This window comes from Lachnospira pectinoschiza (genome assembly GCF_020564355.1).
In the GTDB taxonomy this organism is placed as follows: domain Bacteria; phylum Bacillota; class Clostridia; order Lachnospirales; family Lachnospiraceae; genus Lachnospira; species Lachnospira intestinalis.
This window is the reverse complement of sequence record NZ_JAJCRR010000004.1, coordinates 127,743-149,513: the sequence shown is the minus strand read 5'-3', so window position 1 is coordinate 149,513 and position 21,771 is coordinate 127,743. Positions and strand designations below refer to the sequence as shown.

Annotated in this window: 20 protein-coding genes and 1 pseudogene; 3 read left to right on the top strand and 18 right to left on the bottom strand. The window is 43.1% G+C overall.

Annotation, left to right across the window (positions count from 1 at the left end; translation table 11 throughout):
• Positions 1 to 3: 3 nt before the first annotated feature.
• The 11 genes from LI288_RS09520 to LI288_RS09470 all read right to left on the bottom strand — a co-directional run bounded on the left by LI288_RS09520 (position 4) and on the right by LI288_RS09470 (position 9,531).
• Positions 4 to 1,002, bottom strand: coding sequence for a permease (locus tag LI288_RS09520; RefSeq protein ID WP_022431513.1), 999 nt, complete (start codon positions 1,000 to 1,002; stop codon positions 4 to 6).
• The gene (locus tag LI288_RS09515; RefSeq protein ID WP_022431514.1) at positions 999 to 1,298 is read right to left on the bottom strand and encodes an ArsR/SmtB family transcription factor; all 300 of its coding nucleotides are present in this window, start codon (positions 1,296 to 1,298) and stop codon (positions 999 to 1,001) included. The genes LI288_RS09520 and LI288_RS09515 overlap by 4 nt, the downstream gene beginning before the upstream one ends.
• Before the next feature lie 144 nt (positions 1,299 to 1,442).
• On the bottom strand, positions 1,443 to 1,592 hold the full coding sequence (locus LI288_RS09510; RefSeq protein WP_227090235.1) for a hypothetical protein: 150 nt from the start codon (positions 1,590 to 1,592) through the stop codon (positions 1,443 to 1,445).
• Positions 1,593 to 1,792: 200 nt separating this feature from the next.
• Positions 1,793 to 2,632, bottom strand: coding sequence for a metal ABC transporter permease (locus LI288_RS09505; RefSeq protein ID WP_440311449.1), 840 nt, complete (start codon positions 2,630 to 2,632; stop codon positions 1,793 to 1,795).
• Between the two features lies 1 nt (position 2,633).
• Positions 2,634 to 3,347: a metal ABC transporter ATP-binding protein gene (locus LI288_RS09500; protein WP_227090233.1), complete on the bottom strand. Its 714-nt coding sequence runs from the start codon at positions 3,345 to 3,347 to the stop codon at positions 2,634 to 2,636.
• Positions 3,348 to 3,408: 61 nt separating this feature from the next.
• A complete protein-coding gene (locus tag LI288_RS09495) occupies positions 3,409 to 4,491 on the bottom strand; it encodes a metal ABC transporter substrate-binding protein (protein WP_227090232.1) in 1,083 nt (360 codons plus the stop codon).
• Positions 4,472 to 4,909: a Fur family transcriptional regulator gene (locus LI288_RS09490; protein WP_227090231.1), complete on the bottom strand. Its 438-nt coding sequence runs from the start codon at positions 4,907 to 4,909 to the stop codon at positions 4,472 to 4,474. Before LI288_RS09490 ends, LI288_RS09495 begins: the two co-directional genes overlap by 20 nt.
• Positions 4,910 to 5,184: 275 nt before the next feature.
• The gene (locus LI288_RS09485) at positions 5,185 to 6,060 is read right to left on the bottom strand and encodes a carbohydrate ABC transporter permease (RefSeq protein WP_227090230.1); all 876 of its coding nucleotides are present in this window, start codon (positions 6,058 to 6,060) and stop codon (positions 5,185 to 5,187) included.
• Positions 6,061 to 6,063: 3 nt separating this feature from the next.
• On the bottom strand, positions 6,064 to 7,008 hold the full coding sequence (locus tag LI288_RS09480) for a carbohydrate ABC transporter permease (protein ID WP_227090229.1): 945 nt from the start codon (positions 7,006 to 7,008) through the stop codon (positions 6,064 to 6,066).
• A gap of 120 nt (positions 7,009 to 7,128) precedes the next feature.
• Positions 7,129 to 8,499 (bottom strand): ABC transporter substrate-binding protein, encoded by a 1,371-nt coding sequence (locus tag LI288_RS09475; protein ID WP_227090228.1) that lies wholly within the window; start codon positions 8,497 to 8,499, stop codon positions 7,129 to 7,131.
• Positions 8,500 to 8,523: 24 nt separating this feature from the next.
• Positions 8,524 to 9,531 carry a LacI family DNA-binding transcriptional regulator gene (locus LI288_RS09470; RefSeq protein ID WP_022431522.1) on the bottom strand — a complete coding sequence of 336 codons (1,008 nt, stop codon included), beginning with the start codon at positions 9,529 to 9,531 and terminating at the stop codon, positions 8,524 to 8,526.
• A gap of 369 nt (positions 9,532 to 9,900) precedes the next feature.
• On the opposite strand from LI288_RS09470, the gene LI288_RS09465 reads away from it, so the two are divergent.
• Positions 9,901 to 12,345 (top strand): GH36-type glycosyl hydrolase domain-containing protein, encoded by a 2,445-nt coding sequence (locus LI288_RS09465; RefSeq protein WP_227090227.1) that lies wholly within the window; start codon positions 9,901 to 9,903, stop codon positions 12,343 to 12,345.
• Between the two features lie 14 nt (positions 12,346 to 12,359).
• Positions 12,360 to 13,748 (top strand): glycoside hydrolase family 1 protein, encoded by a 1,389-nt coding sequence (locus LI288_RS09460; protein WP_227090226.1) that lies wholly within the window; start codon positions 12,360 to 12,362, stop codon positions 13,746 to 13,748.
• A 9-nt stretch (positions 13,749 to 13,757) separates the two neighbouring features.
• On the opposite strand, the gene LI288_RS09455 is transcribed toward LI288_RS09460, so the two are convergent.
• From LI288_RS09455 to LI288_RS09430, 6 genes and pseudogenes are all read right to left on the bottom strand, one after another.
• Entirely contained in the window at positions 13,758 to 14,189 is a 432-nt protein-coding gene (locus tag LI288_RS09455; protein ID WP_227090225.1) for a hypothetical protein, read from the bottom strand.
• Complete coding sequence (locus tag LI288_RS09450; RefSeq protein ID WP_227090224.1) at positions 14,179 to 14,925, bottom strand: zinc-ribbon domain-containing protein; 747 nt, start codon at positions 14,923 to 14,925, stop codon at positions 14,179 to 14,181. The genes LI288_RS09455 and LI288_RS09450 overlap by 11 nt, the downstream gene beginning before the upstream one ends.
• Before the next feature lie 15 nt (positions 14,926 to 14,940).
• Positions 14,941 to 15,723 carry a zinc ribbon domain-containing protein gene (locus tag LI288_RS09445; protein WP_227090223.1) on the bottom strand — a complete coding sequence of 261 codons (783 nt, stop codon included), beginning with the start codon at positions 15,721 to 15,723 and terminating at the stop codon, positions 14,941 to 14,943.
• Between the two features lie 137 nt (positions 15,724 to 15,860).
• Positions 15,861 to 17,513, bottom strand: coding sequence for an ABC transporter ATP-binding protein (locus LI288_RS09440; protein WP_227090222.1), 1,653 nt, complete (start codon positions 17,511 to 17,513; stop codon positions 15,861 to 15,863).
• Positions 17,503 to 19,239: an ABC transporter ATP-binding protein gene (locus LI288_RS09435; protein WP_227090221.1), complete on the bottom strand. Its 1,737-nt coding sequence runs from the start codon at positions 19,237 to 19,239 to the stop codon at positions 17,503 to 17,505. Before LI288_RS09435 ends, LI288_RS09440 begins: the two co-directional genes overlap by 11 nt.
• A gap of 50 nt (positions 19,240 to 19,289) precedes the next feature.
• Positions 19,290 to 19,406, bottom strand: a pseudogene (locus LI288_RS09430) (winged helix-turn-helix transcriptional regulator); the annotation flags it as partial.
• A 124-nt stretch (positions 19,407 to 19,530) separates the two neighbouring features.
• Here LI288_RS09430 and LI288_RS09425 point away from each other — a divergent pair.
• Positions 19,531 to 20,178, top strand: a complete 648-nt coding sequence (locus LI288_RS09425; protein WP_227090220.1) for a cupin domain-containing protein — start codon at positions 19,531 to 19,533, stop codon at positions 20,176 to 20,178.
• A gap of 68 nt (positions 20,179 to 20,246) precedes the next feature.
• On the opposite strand, the gene LI288_RS09420 is transcribed toward LI288_RS09425, so the two are convergent.
• Complete coding sequence (locus tag LI288_RS09420) at positions 20,247 to 21,767, bottom strand: cobyric acid synthase (RefSeq protein ID WP_227090219.1); 1,521 nt, start codon at positions 21,765 to 21,767, stop codon at positions 20,247 to 20,249.
• Between the last annotated feature and the right edge of the window lie 4 nt (positions 21,768 to 21,771).

Here is a 21,771-nt window from a genome sequence, read left to right as displayed (position 1 = left end):
CTTTTATATCATAAAATATTGTAATGTGTTAAATACATAACCAACAACTATAATTCCGATTGCACAGATAGCAATAAAAATTCCAAGAAGTTTTGGTTTAACTGCTTTTCTTAGCATAATCAGAGATGGAAGGCTCAATGTGGTTACCGCCATCATAAAAGATAAAATAGTTCCAAGCTGGGCACCTTTTGCAAGCAAAGCCTCTGCAATCGGTATTGTCCCAAAAATGTCAGCATACATGGGAATTCCGATTAAGGTTGCTAATATTACGCCAAAAGGATTATTACTTCCAAGAATACTTTCTACCCAAACTTCCGGAATCCAGTTATGAATCAATGCACCAATACCTACACCTACCACAATATAAGGAAATACTTTTCTGAATGTAGATACTACCTGGTCTTTCGCATATTCCAATCTTTCCTTTTGTGTTAATGTTGGAGAATCAATATCCACTGCACTTGCATTTCTTACAAATGCCTCCACATAATTTTCTAAGTGCATTTTTTCAATAAGGGTACCACCAGCTACTGCAATCACAAGTCCGAATATAACATATACCACTGCAACCTTTGTTCCAAAAATACTCATCAAAAGAATCAAACTGCCAAGATCAACCATAGGAGATGAAATCAAAAAGGAAAAGGTTACTCCTAACGGAAGTCCTGCACTTGTAAATCCTATAAACAAAGGAATAGATGAGCAGGAACAAAACGGTGTGACCGTTCCAAGCAAAGCTGCTATGCAGTGTGCAGAGATACCTTTAAATCTTCCCATGATCTTCTTACTTCTTTCCGGAGGAAAGTAGCTTTGGATATAGGAAATCATGTAGATTAAGAAGCAGAGCAGCACTGTAATTTTCAGAACATCATAAATAAAAAATTGAATGCTGCCACCCACTCTGGTATTTATATCTAATCCCATCATGGTAAGTGCATTTCCTATCAGTTCATTAAGCCACTTCATTCCCAATATCTGATTCTGAATAAACTCCCAAATCATGAATTACAACAGCCCCCTTTACCATCAGTGCAGGATAACCCTTCAATAAACTGTTTATATTCCTTCAATGTTTCACAGTTTAAAGAATAATGACTCCATTTTCCTTCCTTACGTGCATTTACCAAACCACACTCTGTTAATATTCTCATATGATGAGAAAGAGTTGGCTGGGTAATTTTAAAAGCTTCTAAAAGTTTACAGCCGCATTTTTCGCCCTCCGATAACATTTGTACAATTTGAAGTCTATTGCTATCTCCAAGAGCTTTACAAATAAGTGCAACATCCATAGTATTCATTTCAGTCACCTCGCATAGATATTTATCTATATGTCATTATATACAATACATAGATGATTGTCAATGTGATTTGAAAAAGAATATGAATCACCTGACTCATATTCTTTTTCATCTTATTTATATACTCTTATTTATCGTGAAAATTTAAATTTGTTGAATTAAGAAAATCGGAATTGACCGAGTTCTTTGAGCGAGGGATACTTCTTGTCCGAAGGGTAAGAAGGTGGGCGTGAAAAGAATTAGAACCTTTTTTTCTTCTTCTTTTTCATCTTTATTTAATGTTGTGTAACCCATTGTTCTTTCCTCTTGTTTAATCGTATTTTGAATGTATACACAGTATCAGTATGCATTCCAATTTTTACCTTTTTGCCCATTATATATGAAAAAAACAATATCATTCTCTGCTGTCAAAACAGCAAAAAAGAACCGGTACAGGATTTCACTCCCATACCGGTTCTTTCATAAAATATATCATCGTAAATCACTTTTTAAAATCACCTTCCGGCAACGCATTTTCCGATAACTGCCATTACAACAAACACAACAATATCCGCCGCCACAATCGTTGAGCCGACCGGCGTTGAAAACAGTACGGATGCCAGAATACCGAATAACGCACACAGCACCGAAATCACGGCAGAACAGATGACTACACCTTTGAAATTTTTAATCACCTGCATGGCAGACAGCGCCGGGAATATCACCAGTGCCGAAATCAGCAGGGAACCGACAAGGTTCATTGCAAGCACGATAATGACTGCCGTTACCACGGCAATCAGCAGGTTATAGCGGTCTGCCTTCATGCCGGTTGCCGTTGCAAAATTTTCATCAAATGTAACGGCAAATATCTTATTATAGAAGAAAACGTATATAAAAATCACCACGACCGAAGCCGCTACACACAGCCATACCTCGGCTGTCGTCAGTGTCAGAATGGACGTTGAACCAAACAGCGTTCCGCACACATCCCCGTTAATATTCGTCGATGTCGAAAACAGATTCAGCAAAAGGTAGCCGACAGCCAGTGCACCGACGGAAAGCATGGCGATTGCCGCATCTCCGTGGATTTTGGTATTCTGTCCGGTGCGCAGTAACAGAATTGCCGCCACAACCGTCACCGGCATGACAAGCAGGGTGTCATTGGTCAGGTTCAAAACCGCCGCCACCGCCATTGCGCCGAATGCGACATGCGAAAGTCCGTCACCGATATACGAAAATCTTTTTAAAACCAGCGTCACGCCGAGCAGTGAGGAACACAGCGCAATCAGCACACCTACAATCAGCGCATAACGCACAAACGGAAAACGCATATAAAATGCCAGTGTTGTTATCATATCACTCATTGTCTTTCTCCTCCGTTCCTTCCAGTAATTTCCATGCGTCACTTTCCAGATAGTCTTTGCTTGAGCCGAAATAGAGCTGTTTTTTTCCTATCTGTAAAATATGGCTCGCATATTTTAACGCCGCCTGAATATCATGCGATACCATAATAATCGTGACACCGCTCTTGTTAAGCTGTTCAATCAACTGATACATTTCAGCCGTTACTTTCGGGTCCAGCCCTGCCACCGGTTCGTCTAAAAGAAGCAGCTTGGTTGTGGCACACAGCGCCCTTGCTAGCAGGACTCTCTGCTGCTGCCCGCCGGAAAGCTCCCGGTAACAGCGGTTTCTTAAATTCCAGATACCCATTTTTTCCATATTCTGCTGCGCTTCATTTTTCTGCTGTCTGCTGTAAAACGGCTTCCAGCCGCTTTTATTTAACGTTCCCGTCAGCACAATCTCCATAACCGATGCCGGGAAGTCCTTCTGCACTGCCGTCTGCTGTGGCAGATAGCCGACTTCATAGGCTGACAGTCCGTCCCCCGTTTCGATTGTTCCCGAAATGGGCTGTATCAGACGTAACAGGGTCTTCATCAGCGTACTTTTTCCTGCACCGTTTTCACCGATAATGCAAAGGTAGTCCCCTTTGTTTACCGTAAAATGTATATGCTCCGTCACTGCTTTTCCTTCATAGCCCAGTGCCAGATCTTCACATGTTATATAAGCCATAACTGCTCCTTTCCAGTGTGTATCTGCCGTTATAAATTCTCAATACACAGATTTTTTATCATCAATTTAATGCCGCCTTTAAGACCTCAAGATTTTTCTCCATCACTGAAAGATACGTGTACCCGTCCGCTATCTGCTTTTTCGTGACAGACTGCATGGAATCCAGTGTCAGGATTTCGGCATTTTTATTTTTTGTATTTTCAATAACAGTCTTTGCCACCTGTTCTCCCGAATTTTCAATTACCAGCACTTTGGACAATCCCAGTTCGTCGATTTTTCCCGATAAAAAAACGACCGTTTTAAAGCTTGCGGAAGTTTCCGAACTGCACCCCGCAAATGCCGCATAGTAATTGATTCCGTAATCGTCAACCAGATAGCGGAACGGGAAGCGGTCACCAAACAGCACGGTGTCATGCTTTGCGCTCTGTACAGCCTGCGCATACTGTGTATCCAGTTCATTTAACCGGCTCTGATAAGCGCTTGCGTTTTCCCGGATTGCCTGTGCGTGTTTGGTATCTTTCCCGGCAAGAACATTTGTTAATTCTTCCACAATCTTTTCTGCATTTTTTACGGAAAGCCAGATGTGTTCATCATATTCGATTTCATCTTCGTGATGATGTTCTTCACCGTGGTCATGACTGCCGTCATGTGCCTCGTCATGGTCATCGTCTTCCTGTGCATGGCTGTGGGTGTGTCCGTGGCTGTCCCCCTGCATACCCTCTGCCAGTTCTTCCTCTTTTACGGAATCGCCTAAATAGTCCATGAGATTTACAACGGTCATATCGGGATTTACCGCTTCTTTTAATGCCGATGTCACCCAGTTTTCAGATGTTCCTCCAGTGTACACCAGCACGTCACAGGAAGCCACTGCCGCAATATCCGCCGTGGACGGCTGGTAGCTGTGCATATCCACACCGTTGTCCGTCAGCAGTTTAATCTCGAATTCGTCACCGTTCTCTCCTAAAATCTGCCGCACCCAGTCGTACTGCGGAAATGTCGTGCATACCACTTTGATTTTATCCGAAGTCACAAAAGACGAAGGCAGTTTCCCACAGCCCGCCATTGCCGCGATAGACGTTATGCACAGCAGAAACGCACATATAACAGCGCTTTTTTCTTTTATTTTATTCATGATTCTTTTCATGACTGCCGCTCTCCATTTCCTTACATTCCCTGCACATTCCGTACAGCACAGAACTGCTGCACTCCAGGGCAAATCCGTGATGTTCCTCAAGATGTGCCCGGATATCTTTCATAAATCCACATTCCAGATGAATCACCCGTCCACAGCGCACGCACTGTAAATGCAGATGTTCGTGACATTCCGGGTGTCCGTCCGTATACTGGTAAACCGCATGTTCATCTTTTGCGGTCTTATATTTTAACAAAATGCCTTCGTCCGTCATCTTGTCGAGATTCCGGTAAATCGTTGCCAGATTGACCTGCTTGCCGTTCTCCTCTAAATAATGGTGAATATCCGCCGCACTGACAATCTGCTCTTTGTGTGCCGTAAAAAACTCCATAATATAGCTTCTGCTTTTGGTTTTATAACCGTTCTGCATGATTTTTCCTCGATTCTTTTTTGTGCTATCCTCCATTCCACAGGCATTTTAATGCCTGCGGCACAATACTGCCAACAACAAGTGAAGCTTGCTGTTACCAATTTGCAAATCATTTGCATTTTGGAATTGTAGCACATTCATTTCGTACTGTCAACAGATTTGCAAAACATTTGCAAATTCATTTTCCGGCAATAAAATATCCGGGATTTACAAAAACACGGACGCTTTCCTCGTCATTTTTTGTAAATCCCGGATTTTAAATTGTATTTTTACTCTTAACCTTTCACACCGCCAAGTGTAACGCCCCGTACAATAAATTTTGACAGGCACAGATAAACGATGATAACCGGTAAGATGGCACAGCCAAGCATCATATAGACCTTGCCCATATCAAACTTTAAGAAGTCGGCACTTCTTAACTGCGCAATCAAAATCGGAAGTGTCTTTTTACTGTCTTTGTTTAACAGCAGGGATGGAATAAAGTAATTATTCCATGATGACACGAATGTAAATATCGCCTGCACGGCAATTGCCGGTTTCATCAGCGGCAGTACAATCTGGTTAAAGATTCTGAATTCATGCGCTCCGTCAATCCGGGCTGCTTCAACCAGCTCCATCGGAAGCACGCTGTCCATATACTGCTTAATAAAGAAGAATACAACCGGTGATGCAATGGACGGTATAATCAGCGGAATAAATGAATTCATCAACCGCATGTTGCTCATCTGGTTAATAAAACCAAGTGCAGATACCTGTGTCGGCACCATCATGATGACCATAATAAAGGTAAATGCTGCTTTCTTAAACCTGAAATCATATGCGTGGATTGCATATGCCGTCAGTGCCGAAAAATATACGGAAAGCACTGCCGAACCGGAAGCTACCAGAAGGCTGTTGCACATTCCCTTTAAGACCGGAAGCTGTTTATCCTTCAACAGATTCGTCAGATTGACAAAAAATGACTTTCCCGGAATTAAAGAGAATCCTTTTTGTATATCCGGGTGGGACCTTGTCGTATTAATCAGCAGTACGTAAAAAGAAAACAGGCACAGTATAGAAATGATAATTAATACGATATAGCACAAAGTTCTCTGTATATTCAAGATGATTTTATCCTTTTTATCGGATTTCTTTTTGCTGACAGCGCTCATAATCTATACCCCCTTTGCCTTTTTAACTTTCTTTTCCCCTACGTTTACCATATCTTTGGTAACATACTTAAATACCGCAACACTCAGTATCGCCGTAATGATAAACAAAATCACGGATAACGCACCTGCCATGCCATAGTTCTTACTATATAAATGCTTATTCAGATACATAATAACCGTCATGCTCGTTCTGTCCGGATTACCGTTACCGTTTGTTAAAATCTGCGGAACATCAAACATCTGAATACCACCAATCAGCGACGTTACAAGGGTGTATGCCATAATCGGACGGATAATCGGAAGTGTAATGCGTCTGAATATCTGAATAGAATTCGCCCCGTCAATTCTTGCAGCTTCAAGAATACTGGTATCAATTCCCATAATACCTGCCATTAAAACAATGGTCGTATTACCAAACCACATGAGGAAATTCATCAGTGCAATCAGACCTCTTGCGCCTGCAACTTCCGAAAGAAACCGGTATGTAGGAAGTCCCATGGAATTCAGCAGGTTATTAATCGGGCCTACATCTGAAAATATGGTGTAAAACAGCATTGAAAATGCAGATGCCATAATCAGGTTCGGCATATAAATAACGGTCTTAAAGAATCCCGTACATTTCAATCTCAATCGCAAATCCGTAAACCAGGATGCAAGCAGCAGTGAGAAAAACATCTGCGGAATAAAGCCCATCATCCAGATAATAAACGTATTTTTCAAATAAATCGGCAATTCGCTGTTAAATAGTATTTCTTTATAATTCTGTAATCCTACAAACTTTGGTCCTATCTGCATAAGACCCACTCTGTAATTTTCAAAAAAGCTGTTATAGAAAGTGGAAATCAGCGGAAGCAGCTGAAAAATAAAATATACCAGAAAGAACGGTATCAAAAATATATATCCCCACTTTGCATAACTTACACATTTTGATCTTCTTTTTCTTTTCATGCCGCCCTCCATTTCCGGTAAACAAATGCACGCCCTGAAACCCGTTTCTTGAAACCAGCTTTATTCTGATAACAATTCAATGATTTCAAGGCGTGCCTGTCACCTTATACTGTCATGTTATTAATGTGTCAGATTCGGGTATTTCTCTGTTGCGGCCTTGTAGAAATTATCAAGTGCCTTGTCTTTTGTAACATTTCCGTCGAAGTAATCCTTCATTGCCTTCTGGAATTCTTCATTTAATCCCTGGTCATATGCTGAAATATTCTTCATATTAATCTTCGGTGCAGCTTCTGCAAAGAGTTTAATATGGTTCTGTCCGCCAAGGAAGTCTGACTTGAAATTGCTGTTTGCAAGTTCATTCATGCCGGAAATGGTATTGGTGTAATCCTGTGTATCTTTTGTAATCTGGACTTCTGTATCCTTATCGCAGGTCATTGTCTGCATAATTTCTTTAATCAGGTTCGGATTATCGGTTCCGGCTGCTGCACAAATCCATGTACCGCCCCAGTAGTAACTCTGTGGTCCCTGGCATACGGCATAATCCCCGTAAATACCATTGCCGACTTCTTCCTTACCGCCTTCTTTTACAGGTGTTTCCAATGCATTGCCAAGAAGTGTAAAGTTAATACCCCATGTTGAATAAAAGAATCCAAATACATTTCCTTTCGGACCCTGGTCAGCCTGCCATACATTGTCCCAAAGTGAAGACTTGTTGTTGTAGCCTTTTTCTGTAAAGGTCTTTGTCTGGTCAACCCATTTCATAATGTTGTCATCAATGACAATCTTATTATTGGAATCAACCCACGGTGCAGATACGTTGTTTGAGAATACTCTGTAGGCATCGTCATATCCGGAAAGCATCTTATAACCTTTTTCAGATGCCTTTTCAGCTACGGCATTAAACTTATCCCATGAAGAAAGCTGTGCCTGTACTGCATCCGGATCATCCGTGCCGAGAACATCTTTTGCAATGGAACGTCTGTATGCGAACAATCCCGGTGTTGCCTGCCATGTTGTACCTTTCTGTACGCCCTTTGAATCTGTTACGATATCTTTGGTGTACTGATACTGGTCAGCCAGTGCATCCTTTGAAAGTCCGATGTCATTGACAACGTCCAGTGTGTAATCACTGTCAACATATTTCAACGCATAATCGGCTTCAATCAGGAAAATATCAATCTTTTCATCTGCCGGTACGTCATTCTGTTTTAAAAGTGCTGCATCCAGTGCATTCTGGTATGCGTTGTTTTCATTCGGTGTAACCACGAAATTTACTTTTACATCTGACGGAAGCTTTCCGGACTTTTTAAAATATTCAAATCTGTCCTGAAATTCTGTATTCCAGCAGTAGATATTCAATACTTTTCCCTGTGCTGCCTCACTTGTATCAACCTTTGAAGCGGCCTGTTTTCCTCCCGAACCGCATCCTGCAAGTGTTGTCACTGCCATCATTCCCGCAAGCATTAAACTTGTAAATTTACCCTTCTTCATAATAATACCTCCTCAAAAACCCCTTTAGCTGATATCTCTGACAGTTTCACCCTCTATCAGAGTTCCTTCAACTATAACTCTTTTTACCAGTGTCGTCTTCGGACGTTCAATCGCCGCTATCAGTTCTTTGGCTGCCTTCTTTCCAATCTCCATCGTATCCTGCCGCAGCGTGGTAAGTTTCGGACTTAACATCTGCGATAATTTAATACCGTCATATCCTACCGTCGAAATATCCCGCGGCACTTTTAAACCCCTTTTGCGGACTGCATTGAGTCCGCCGGTATTCGACAGGTCATCCGGATAAAATATGCAGGTCGGTGCATCTTTCATATCCAGCAGTTCATCTGTGAACTGTTCTGCTTTGACTGAATTCAGATACTCTGATGATTTCACGTATTCATCCGGTACCTCAATCCCCAATTCCTCAAGTGTCCTGTAAAATGATGTTAATCTCTGCTTTGTTACCTCCGAATCATCCTCTCCATGTATATAAGCAATCCTGCGATGTCCCATCTCATATACATACCGGACTAAATCTCTCATCCCCTTTACATTATCCGAGCTTACCGAAGTGCAGCTGTTAAATACGTAGTCAATCGTTACCGTGGGAATCGTTCCGTTGACAACTTCCTTCACTTCCTCACACTCAAAATCCGTACATGCAATAACAACTCCATCGAGATTACGATATTTACAATGTTCATAATAAGTCATTGTCTTGCTGTGCGTATTAATAAATGTAATATCGTATCCGCAGCTTTCTGCCTCGACTTTGACACCTTGAAGCACCGCTGAAAAATATTCATGCGTCAGACCGCTGTTTGCTTTGTCATTTAAAAGAACACCAATATTATAGGAACGGTGTGTCTTTAATGCCCTCGCCGCCGAGTTCGGATAATATCCCATCTCATCTGCCGCTTTCTGAATCCGCTTTCTGGTTTCCTCGCTGATGTCACTATGATGGTTCAGCGCTTTACTGACCGTTGCAACAGATACTTTACATCTGTCTGCAATATCTCTCATAGATACCATAGTCACTTACCTCGTTTGTCTGAGCCGTTAATAGTTACTTAATCGTTTTCGTAAATTCAATATAGCATGTTATTATTTTAAATGCAACTCTTTTTTGACATTTTATAAAATTAGTGCATTTTGTATATACACTTTTGTGCATTTTGACTATTTTTCTGTTTTTCTCATTTCAACATTGCATTTTTCTTTTTATTAAAATATACTCAGCTTAGAGATAAATATGATTACTTTCTATCTGTTTTTCTGCATATACTAGTGTATAAGCCCGGCAGGCTTTTTATTTCCCGGCATTTCTTAATCGTTTTCGTTAAATGGCACGTATTTTTTCCGCCATAAAGTACCTGTAAACTTAACAAAAGGAGGTTTTCTATGAATTTTGGATATTTTGATGATACAAATAAAGAATATGTGATTACTACACCACAGACGCCGCTGCCATGGATTAATTATCTGGGCTGCGAAAGCTTCTTCCGCCTGATCAGCAACACCGGCGGCGGCTATGCTTTTTATAAAGATGCCAAACTGATGCGTCTTACCCGATACCGCTATAACAATGCACCGTTAGACAGCAACGGCCACTACTACTATATCAAAGACGGCAGCACCGTATGGAATCCTGGCTGGCAGCCGTCACAGACCGCACTGGATGCTTATGAATGCCGCCACGGTCTTGGATATACGATTTACAAAGGTATTAAAAATGAACTGGAAGCCTGTGTAACCGCACTCGTTCCAATCGGTGCCGACTGTGAATTAAACAAAATCAGCCTGAAAAATCTTTCCGACAGCAAAAAAAACATCAGTCTTTATTCTTATGTTGAATTCTGTCTGTGGAATGCCGTTGAAGATATGAATAATTTTCAGAAAAACTACAGCACCGGTGAAGTCGAAGTCGTAAAGGGCGACAGCCGCTCCTGCATTTATCACAAAACCGAATACCGTGAACGCCGCAATCACTATGCCGTCTATGCTGTAAATGCTGCGTGTGACGGATTTGATACCGCACGCGAGAGCTTTCTTGGTACATACGGCTCCCCTGCCGCACCACAGTCCGTTGGAAACGGCACTTCCTGCAATTCTGTTGCCGACGGCTGGCAGCCATGCGGTTCTTTCCGGCTGGATATTACGCTTGAACCGCACGAAAGCCGTGATTTCATCTTTATGCTCGGCTACATTGAAAATCCGGCAGATGATAAATGGGAAGCGCCACAGATTATCAACAAGAAAAAAGCAAATGAATTGATGGAACATTTTCTTTCTATCAAAGATTTTGACAATGCGCTGTTACGTTTAAAAGACTACTGGAGTCATCTGCTCTCCGGCTATACGCTCGAAGCCGACGATAAGAAACTCTGCCGCATGGTCAATATCTGGAACCAGTATCAGTGCATGGTTACTTTTAATATGTCCCGCTCCGCATCTTATTTTGAATCGGGTATCGGCAGAGGCATGGGATTTAGGGATTCCTGCCAGGATCTGCTTGGCTTTGTCCACTTAATCCCGGATAAAGCGCGCCAGCGTATTTTAGATATTGCTTCTACCCAGTTTGAAAACGGAAGTGCCTACCACCAGTACCAGCCGCTGACCAAAAAGGGAAATGCAGACATCGGAAGCGGCTTTAATGACGACCCGTTATGGCTGATTGCCGGAACTGCCGCTTATTTAAAAGAAACCGGCGACTATTCGATTCTGGATGAAATGACACCGTTTGACAGCAATCCGGACAATCAGGCTCCGCTGATGGAACATCTGCGCCGCTCTTTTCATTTTACGTCCACACATCTCGGACCACACAACCTGCCGCTGATTGGCCGTGCCGACTGGAACGACTGCCTGAATCTGAACTGTTTTTCAACCGTTCCCGATGAATCCTTCCAGACTGCCGGCGCTTCCGAAGGTCCTGTTGCCGAATCTGTTTTTATTGCCGGAATGTATGTAAAGTACGGCAGGGACTATGCACAAATCTGCCGCCATGCCGGTCTTACCAAAGAAGCTGATGATGCTGATGCGCAGGTTGAGCAAATGATACAGGCGGTTTTAAAATCCGGCTGGGACGGCGAATGGTTCTTACGTGCCTACGATGCCGCCGGAAAAAAGGTCGGTTCGCATGAATGTGAAGAAGGTCAGATTTTTATTGAGCCGCAGGGCTTCTGTGTCATGGCTGGAATCGGGGTAAAGGAAGGTCTTGCCGAAAAAGCACTGGAGTCCGTAAAAAACAGGTTGGATACAAAATATGGCATTGTTCTTTTACAGCCGGCTTACACATACTATCACCTTGAACTGGGTGAAATTTCATCTTACCCGGAAGGCTACAAAGAAAATGCCGGTATCTTCTGCCACAACAATCCTTGGGTTTCCATTGCTGAAACTGTTTTGGGACACGGCAGCCGCGCCTTTGAAATTTATAAAAAAATCTGTCCGGCATATCTTCAGGATATCAGCGACCTGCACCGGACGGAAGCTTACGTTTATTCGCAGATGATTGCCGGAAAAGATGCATGCCGTTTCGGTGAAGCAAAAAACAGCTGGCTTACGGGAACTGCCGCATGGACATTTACAAATGTTTCACAGTATATTCTCGGTATCCGCCCTGAATTTGACGGACTCTGCATTGATCCGTGTATTCCGGAAACCCTGTCCGGATTTACCGTAACACGGCATTTCCGCGGTGCCGTTTATCATATTCACGTTGATAATTCTGCCAAATCGCAGAAAGGCATCAAAACCCTTCTTGTAAACGGCACTCCGGTTGAAGGAAATATGATTCCTTATCAGAAAGATGTGACGGAATATCATGTCACTGCAATTATGTAATGGAGGAACTTTGTATGAAACATATTCATTTTCCAAAAGATTTTATATGGGGAACAGCTTCCAGCTCCTATCAGACCGAAGGGGCTTATAACCGGGACGGCAAAGGCGCTTCTATCTGGGATACGTTCTGTCAGAAAAGCGGTGTCATTGCTGACAGCTCTGACGGAACGCTTGCCTGCTGTTATTATGATAACTATGAAGAAGATATCCGGTTCATGGCAAATGCCGGTATCCGCGCGTACCGTTTTTCTGTTTCATGGCCGCGGATTTTTCCAAACGGCGATGATCCTGCTGTCAATCCTTTGGGGCTTGCCTTTTATGACCGTGTTGTAGACTGCTGTATCCGGTATGGCATCCAGCCGCACATTACACTTTTTCACTGGGACCTTCCACAGTCCCTTTCGGACCGCGACGGCTGGCTGTCTGCGCATACGATTGAAGCATTTGTGCGTTATGCTGCTGTTATCTGTGAACATTTTTCGGACCGTGTAACTTATTTTTCCACAATCAATGAACCGCAGATTATTTCAAAAATGGGGTATTATGACGGTCTTCACGCGCCCGGATACCGGCTTTCCATGCTGGAAACACTGGATATTCTCCACGCACTTGCCAAAGCTCATGCACTTGCCGTTCCCGCAATGCGCAGGGCTGCAAAGAAACCGGTCAAAATCGGTTTTTCAAGTACCGGAAATCTGTGCTATCCATGCAGTGAAAATGAAGCGGATATCTGTGCCGCAAGAACTATGACATTTGCCAATACCAAAGAAAATATTTTATTCTGTCATCACATTTTCTGCGATGCGGTTATCAACGGACTTGCACCGGATTTTGAAGCACTTGCGCCAGAGATTACTGCTGATTTAAAATCAGATGATACGCTGAATTTTGTAACACAGCACCTTAAAAATGTGTGGAACGACTGCAGCGAATTAAATCCGCCTTTGGATTTTCTGGGGCTGAACATTTATAACGGACACAAAGCCGGTGCAGACGGTTTTACGAAACGATATGCAGGTTTTCCAAAGACAGCACTGAAATGGCCTGTCACTCCCGAAGTTATGAACTGGGGTACACGCTTTCTGTATGAACGCTATCATCTGCCGATTTTTATTACTGAAAACGGGCTTTCCTGCAATGACCACATTTTCCTTGACGGAAAAGTCCATGATGCTGAACGCATTGATTTTCTGACGCGCTATCTGTTACAGCTGAGTGAATCCATAAAAGAGGGTACACCCGTCATGGGGTATTTTCACTGGTCTTTTACGGACAATTTTGAATGGCACAGCGGTTACGATGAACGTTTCGGACTGGTATATATTGATTATCCGACACAAAAACGGATTCCGAAAGATTCCTATTACTGGTACCAGAATCTGATTGCAGACTCTGCAGAATAAGCCGCAGATTTACGGAATTTCATATACCTCTTTTACCGCGGTTAATGCGTCCTTAAAAATCAAATGATTCAGTTCTGATTCATTCTGATAAAATATCTCAAGTGTATCGGAAGCTTTGTCTGTTTTTCCGGCTGTCCGGTACATATGATAATCAACTGCGCTGTTGTAGCAGGCACTGAAAGCATAGTAGTCCCTGTCATCTTCTGTGACTGTTCTTCCAACAGCGCGGTTATATGCCACCTTTTCTGATAATCTGCCATAATCACCATCGCAGAAATCCTCATACAGCTTCTCTGACGTATATCCTTTTCTGGACTGCTTTTCCCGGAAATAATCATACGCATTTTCCGCCGCTGACGGAATAATCATCAAAACCAGTATGGCAACAACCAGATACAACAGCTTTCCTGTTATATTAACACGATTTTTTTTATTCTTCATCAAACATTCTCCTCGTCAGTAATGCAATTACCGATGTTCTGTCACGGTTTTCGAGCGAATCTATATCAGCCTGTGTAAAATTACAGTAATCCTTTAAAAACAGCCCTGCTTTTTCTTTTATATCTTCCATATAAGGAATACTCTCTGCCGCCCGTTCCCTGTAACTTTTCCCCTGCGCGCTTCCGGTTATCATACAGATTGCTTCTGCCGCATTGTTTAATGCCGTTTCTTTGGAATAATGCTCTGACAGTTCCGGATTATAGTAAAACATAATGGCATTGCGCAGACGCAGATACCCTTCTGTCATGTTGTAAAAATCATACCAGCCGCTGTTTCCCATTCCGCTCATCCGCTGGTTCAGACGGGTGTAGAGCTGATACACTTCTTCATACTGCCCGTTATCCAGCAGTGTCTGTAAATGTTCTTTGATTTCCTGCTCATGTGTCTGATTATATTTTTTCTGCTTTTGTTCTGCCAGGTTATATCCCCAGAGGTGATTTGCCTGAATGGTTACTATGACTGCTGCAATTCCCGCAATCACCAGCGATGTAACCGGTGCAATGTATTTTATGAACCATTTACTGTTACGGACAACTTCTTTTTGTGTATCCGAAAATTCATGTTCATAATGCTCCATATCTTTGATGTGCTGCTGACTCTGTTCATTAGGTGTCCCGCAGTTTGGACAGAATTTTTCAAGCATTGTCAGTTCTGCACCGCAATTTTTACATTTCATAAATATTCCCCACTGTCATTTTTCATATTTTTGTGCTTTTTCACGGAACATGTTGTAATTACTGACATCACCGTTCCCGTACAAAGCCTGATAGTCTGCGGCATAGTCGGCTTCCGACTGTCCGATGGTATCTGTAAGAACTGCCTTTACATGCTGTGTCCACGTACTGATAATTTCTTTTTCCTGTGTATCACAGCTTTTATAATACCGGTACATATATCCGTCCGTATCTTCCAGCATATTCATATATTCCATGCAGCTGCGGTACAGATTTTCAAATTCATAGCTTTCAAGCGGCGTTCCCTGTGCGATTTTATCATCATAGCGCAGTGTATCTGAATACGCATATTTATAAATATATAAAATATTATAATGTTTCCACTGCTGTAATATTTTATTTTTATAAGAATCCGCCGTCACTTCACTGATGTCTGCAAAGTTTCCCTGCTCGTAGGCTTCATTTATCTGCGGCACATTTTCATCATACCATGCCATGCCCTCTGCAATCTCTCTGCGTTCCGAAGCCGAATTATAATAAGAACGATATTTTGTATATCCCCACGCAGTCCCGACAAGCAGTGCTGCTGCAACCGCCGCCAGCGTAATGACAGCATGACAAATGATTCTGTTCCGGATATAACGGTTTGCATTTTCATCAAGTCCGTCCATGGTATCATTCATTTTGTACAGGTGATTCATGTACTCTTTTTCCGATGCTTCATACTGCATGGCATGGCAGTATGGGCATTGTGTCTGTGTTTCCTCAATATCCGCTCCGCAGTTATTACACCGTATCATCTGATTTCCCTCTCTTTTTCCCGCACTGTTTTGCCGCACATGTACAGGCTTCTTCTCTCCTGCCTGTAACATGCGCCTTGCGTATGTTGTATTTTAGTATAACATACTTCCGCCGGTTATAAAATCCGCTTTTATTCCTATAGTTTCTGCTCAATCGGAATGATTCTTCCCATTTTTGCGGATACTCTGTGTGAAATGGAGATAACCGTTCTGTTTTCGGATACTCTCTTTAGCGCTTCAAGCACTTCTTTTTCCGTTTCGGCATCGAGATTTGCCGTGATTTCATCCAATAACAAAAGCTTCGGTCTTGCCGCCGCCGCACGCGCTATGGATAAAAGCTGCCACTGTCCCTGTGAAAACAGTTCCGGTGTACAGATGGTGTCATATCCGTCCGGGAGGTGCATAATTGTATCATGCAGTCCCGTCAGTTCTGCCGCTTCTTTTACATTTTCCATGGAAATCTTTTCATCATACAGCGTAATCTGGTCTTTGACCGTTCCCGCTACTCTGTGAAATGACTGCTCTACATAGCCAAACAAAAAACGTCTGTCCTTCCGGTCAATCGCTGCTGCCTCTCTGCCGTCAATCCACACACTGCCCTCACTCGGTTCGTAAAGTCCCAGAAGCAGCTTAAATACCGTACTTTTTCCGGCACCGGTTCTGCCTGAAAGTGTAATCTGCTCGCCTTCCTCTACCTGAAAGCTTAAATGCTTTAACACCGTATGTTCGTCATAACCAAAGGTGACGTCCCGAAATTCCACAAAGGATTTACCGTTATTTTGTACCGGTTTTGAATCTGCTGTATTTTCATGCTGTTTTGGTGCAGGCTCCGGCAGTGCAAAAAATTCATTGATTCTCTGCACACCCGCAATGGCAGACTGAATGGTCTGAATCTCCATGCCAAGACTTTCAAGCGGTGTAAATATCTGCGAAATGTAATTCATAACTGCAACCGCCGTACCGGCTGACATACCAAACAGTGTCAGAACCTTAGGACTGCCGGAAGCAGACAAAAGCATGACTACCGCAACAACAACCGCATTTAAAATTAAAATGACCGGTGAATAGACCGCATCGTAAAAGTTGGTCTTTTCCATGGCATGATAGCTTTGCTGGATATATTCGTCATATCGTTTTTCCATATAATTTTCTTTGGAAAGGTTGTGAATCGTACGGATATTATGCAGGGTTTCCGGCACATGACCGGAAGCACGGCTGACCGCACGGCGGTTTTCAACCTGCGCAGCTAACATATTTTTCTGGACATATCGTGTAAACCAGAACAGAAACGGCAGTAAAATAAACAGTACAAGCGCAAGTCCCTTATTCTGAAACCATATGACTGCCAGAATACTGATGACGCGGCAGGCATCCGCAAACATACTGATAATGCCCGATGTAAACAGATTTTCTACCGTATCCACATCACCGACAAACCGTGATACCAGTGCGCCCGGTTCCTGTTTGTTTAAACTGTCTGCCGTCAGTCTTGTAAACTTTTCCATAAGACTGCTTCTTAATGCATGTGTGATTTTCTGTCCAAATACCGTCAGAAATCCTTCTCTTGACGCTTCCATAACACCTGTCAGCGCCGTCAGCCCGAAATAAAGCGCCACAAAGGTAAAGCCGACATTCTGTTTTTGTGTCATAGCATCAATCATTTTTGCCAGTACAAGCGGCGGAAGCAGGGATATGACAACGGCTCCGCACACTGCGATAACAATTCCCACTGCCAGAAGAACATTTTTCTTTACAGTCTGTCTGATAATGTTTCCACAATCACTGTTCATAAATACTTCCTCCTTCCTGCGCATGGTAAAGCTGTGCGTATTCCGGTATCTCCTGCATCAGTTTTTCATGCGTACCGGTTACTGCCTGTCCATTTTCCAGCCAGATTACCTGATTCATCTGCGGGAACAGATACAGTCTGTGTGATATTATTATCACAATGCCGTCTGCCATATATTTTTTCAGATTTGCAAAAATCTGTTTTTCGGTGTCTTTATCGAGTGCCGAAAACGGGTCGTCTAAAATGAGTACCGGACGTTTATGACAGAGCGTTCTTGCCAGCGCAAGGCGCTGTGCCTGACCGCCGGAGAGCCGCACGCCGCCGTTTCCGACCATTGTATTTTCTTTGTCCGGCATTGCCTGTACTTCTTCATTAAAACAGACCAGTTTCAGGTAATCGGATACATTTTTATTTTCTCCCATTAAAATATTGTTTTCAATAGTATCATTAAATAACTCCGGGGCATGTCCCAGATAACCGATAATGCCCGCGTGCTGTCTTCTGTCCAGACTGCCCAGCTCTTTACCGTCAACCGTGATGCTGCCCTGATACGGATATTCTCCGAGAAATGCCTTGCCGAAAGTAGATTTTCCGCACGCAACCGCTCCGGTCACACCGATAATATCTCCAGGCTTTGCCGCAAGGGAAATGTTTTCAAATATATTTTCACCGTCAGGATACGCAAATGTAAGCTCCTGTACCGATAACTGTGAAACCGTCCGGATTTCAGGCTTTTCATTTTCTATCACCGGATTCATCAGCGGCTTAATACGCTTCCATGAAACCTGTGCCTTATGCACGGCATTGAATAATTTTGCCGCATTGGAGGATTTGACGGACAGCTTTGTAAAGCAGGATAAAAATGTTGTAAAAATTGCAGCCGTCCAGACTTTCCAGCCTGTTCCAAGCACATTTGCCGCACCGAAATATAAAATAAACAGCACACCTGTCATTGAAATGACCTTATAAAGCGGCGGCATCATCGTATTCCAGATATTTGCGCTGACTGCGGCTTTTTCGTATGCCGTTAAATTTTCCTCATAAGCCTGTTTACGCTGCTGTTCACAGCCAAACACCCTGTAAGTAATGGCATTTTCTGCCCTGTCTAAGGTTGCCGAACTTAACGCACCGGACTGTTCCTTGTATACCACACCGGTCCGCTGTACAATGGTCTTCATTTTTTCGGCAAGCAGATAAGATACCGGCGGAAAAAGCATGGAAAGCAGGGCAAGACGCCAGTCGTAATACAACAACATGCCCGCATACGCGGCAAGTGCAATGCCGGTATCAAATATTTCTGTCGTAAATTTCCGCATACCCTCTACACAGTCATCAACGTCCAATATCGCCTTTGTCATAATATCGCCCATTCCCTGCTCCTTTAACTCCGGTCTGCTTTTTTCGACCAGACTGGCGTAAAGAATACCTTTCATGCGGCGGTTGACGTTGTTAGCAAAACGTCTGACATAAAAACGCTTGATATAGCGGGACACCTGCACAACCGCAATGGAAAGCACGTAACATCCCACCAGAATGAGCATATTATAAAATGTCTTTCTTCCATTTAAAATGTCAATCAGACAACCGGTCATACGTCCTTCAAACCACGGTCCCGCAAGCAGACCTAAGTTATAAATCAGCCCGGACACTGTTACAATCAGTAAAACAACCCACTCTGTCTTAAAATAAGAAATAATTTTGTTGGGTGTAAACGTTTGTTTACTCATTTTTTCCGCACTCCTTTTGCTCATTTTTATTCTCTATATGCACTGTCAATTTAATCTATCAAATCATTTTTATGTTTTCCGCCCCACTCACACATGGAAACAAGTATCGGTATCAGGGATTTGCCGCGTTCTGACAGGCTGTACTCTACTTTCGGTGGAATCTGCGGCTATACTTACCTTTAGGTAAGTATATAACTTAAATGTGCATACTTCCTTTTTGCTCCATTGTAGTGTATATTTAAAAAAACGGCAATAATAGATTTGCACAATAAAATAAAGGAGGACAGCCTATTGAATCCGGTATTTACGATTGAAAATATGCGTCCCATACGGGGCGGCATGACCGTTTCAAGAGATTCCAGACTTGGCACGGTCAATAAAATCACCTATTTTTCAATGGGTGCAGGAACCTCTATCAGTCAGGAAAGCTATGACAGAATGACCATGTATATCACAAACGCCGGAAGCGGAACATTTCTTCTGGGTGAAGAACCGAAAAATGTTTTTGCCACCCCCGGCACGGCACTCATTGTCCCTGAAAAGACTTTGTGCGGTATGCAAACAGAAAACGGACTGGTATACACTGAAATTATTTTTGAAAAGGAGAACATTATGAACGCAAATGTAAAAACAAATGAAGTATTCGCACTGAAAGATTTAATTTCTTATGAAGAAGGCAGTATCGCCAACATGGACGTAGCCAGCAACCCATCAATGAAATATGTGTTAATGGCATTTGATGAAGGCACAGGTCTTACACCGCACCGCGCACCGGGCAATGCGATTGTTTTCGCACTGGAAGGCAAAGCGACAATCGGCTATGAAGGAATAGACTATGAAATCAGCGCCGGTGAATGTTTCCGTTTTGAAAAGAACGGTCTTCACAGCGTAACCGCAAACGGCAGATTTAAAATGGCACTTCTGCTTGTGTTGGAATAATCCGTTAAAGATTTGTTGGATAAAAAATCCGGAAACTGCGTGATGAAAAGCAGTTTCCGGATTTTATTTTACGCCAGCCCCATTACACGGTACAGATATTCCATATCCATATTTTCACGAATCACATCGGCTAACTTATCATATTCTCTTTGTTTGTATTCCCAAAAACTCATCTGCCCAGACACAGCCGAATTCCTGCCTTTCTGCCGGCACAGTGTTTCTATGAGCCGCCCGCAAAATCCCACCTCGTCAAAAATCCCATGCAGATATGTCCCTGCTACATTTTCACGGACACAGCCGTCTGCGCGTGTTGATAAATCCGATTGATTGGTAAGCTGTATAAATCCCTGCGCATTTTCTTCGCAAATACGGCTCTCGCCCATATGGATTTCATAACCGGTACATTCACAGCCCGAAACGCTGCCCCAGATGCCGGATTGCGCACAAATCCGACCTTTTACGCGGCTTCTGTGCTTTTCTAATGAAAAAACGGTTTTTACCGGAAGCAATCCAAGCCCCGGAACTACCTCTCCCGTTTCTGCCCCACAGCTGTCGTCAATTTCATTGCCTAACATCTGATAGCCGCCACAAATTCCCAATACCGGAATTCCTTTTCTGGCACAGTTTAAAATCGGGCTTTCCAGTCCGGTGCGGCGAAGCCATTTCAAATCGTCAATCGTATTTTTTGTGCCCGGAAGAATCAGTAAATCCGGTGTCTGAATCTGTTCCGCACGGTCTGCATACCGTACGCGCACACCGTCAAGCCGTGCCAGCGCGTCCAAGTCCGTAAAATTAGAAATGTGCGGCAGACGAATCACCGCAATATCAAGCCGCATATCCGTTTCGTCCGGCAGTGCCGTCTGTAAAAGGCTTTCTGCCAGACTGTCTTCTTCCTCAATATCCAGTCTGGTATACGGAATCACGCCGATTGTCGGCACATGGCAGATATCATAAAGCTGGTCTAATCCCGGTTCCAGTATTTTTTTATCGCCGCGAAACTTATTCATCACCAGTCCCTTTACGTGCCTGCGTTCTTCTTCCTCTAACAGCATCAGTGTTCCTGCCAGCTGTGCAAACACGCCGCCCCTGTCAATATCCCCCACTAAAAGCACTGGTGCATCTACCAGTGCCGCCATGCCCATATTGACGATATCGTCCTGTTTTAAATTAATTTCCGCCGGACTTCCCGCACCTTCCAGTACAATCACATCATACTGCCTGTCTAATGTTTCATAGGCACTTAAAATATCGGGTATCAGCTTTTTTTTATATTTAAAATATTCCTTTGCAGGCATGTTTTTCAGTGGAACACCGTTTACAATAACCTGCGAGCCTACATCACTGGTGGGTTTTAATAAAATGGGATTCATCTGCACACACGGCTCTATTCCTGCCGCCTCTGCCTGCATAACCTGTGCCCTGCCCATTTCCAGTCCGTCCTTTGTGATATAAGAATTTAATGCCATATTCTGCGATTTAAACGGTGCTACACGGTATCCGTCCTGCTTTAACACTCTTAAAATTCCCGCGGTGACAATACTTTTCCCCGCATTGGACATCGTCCCCTGCACCATAAGATTTTTTGCCATTGTT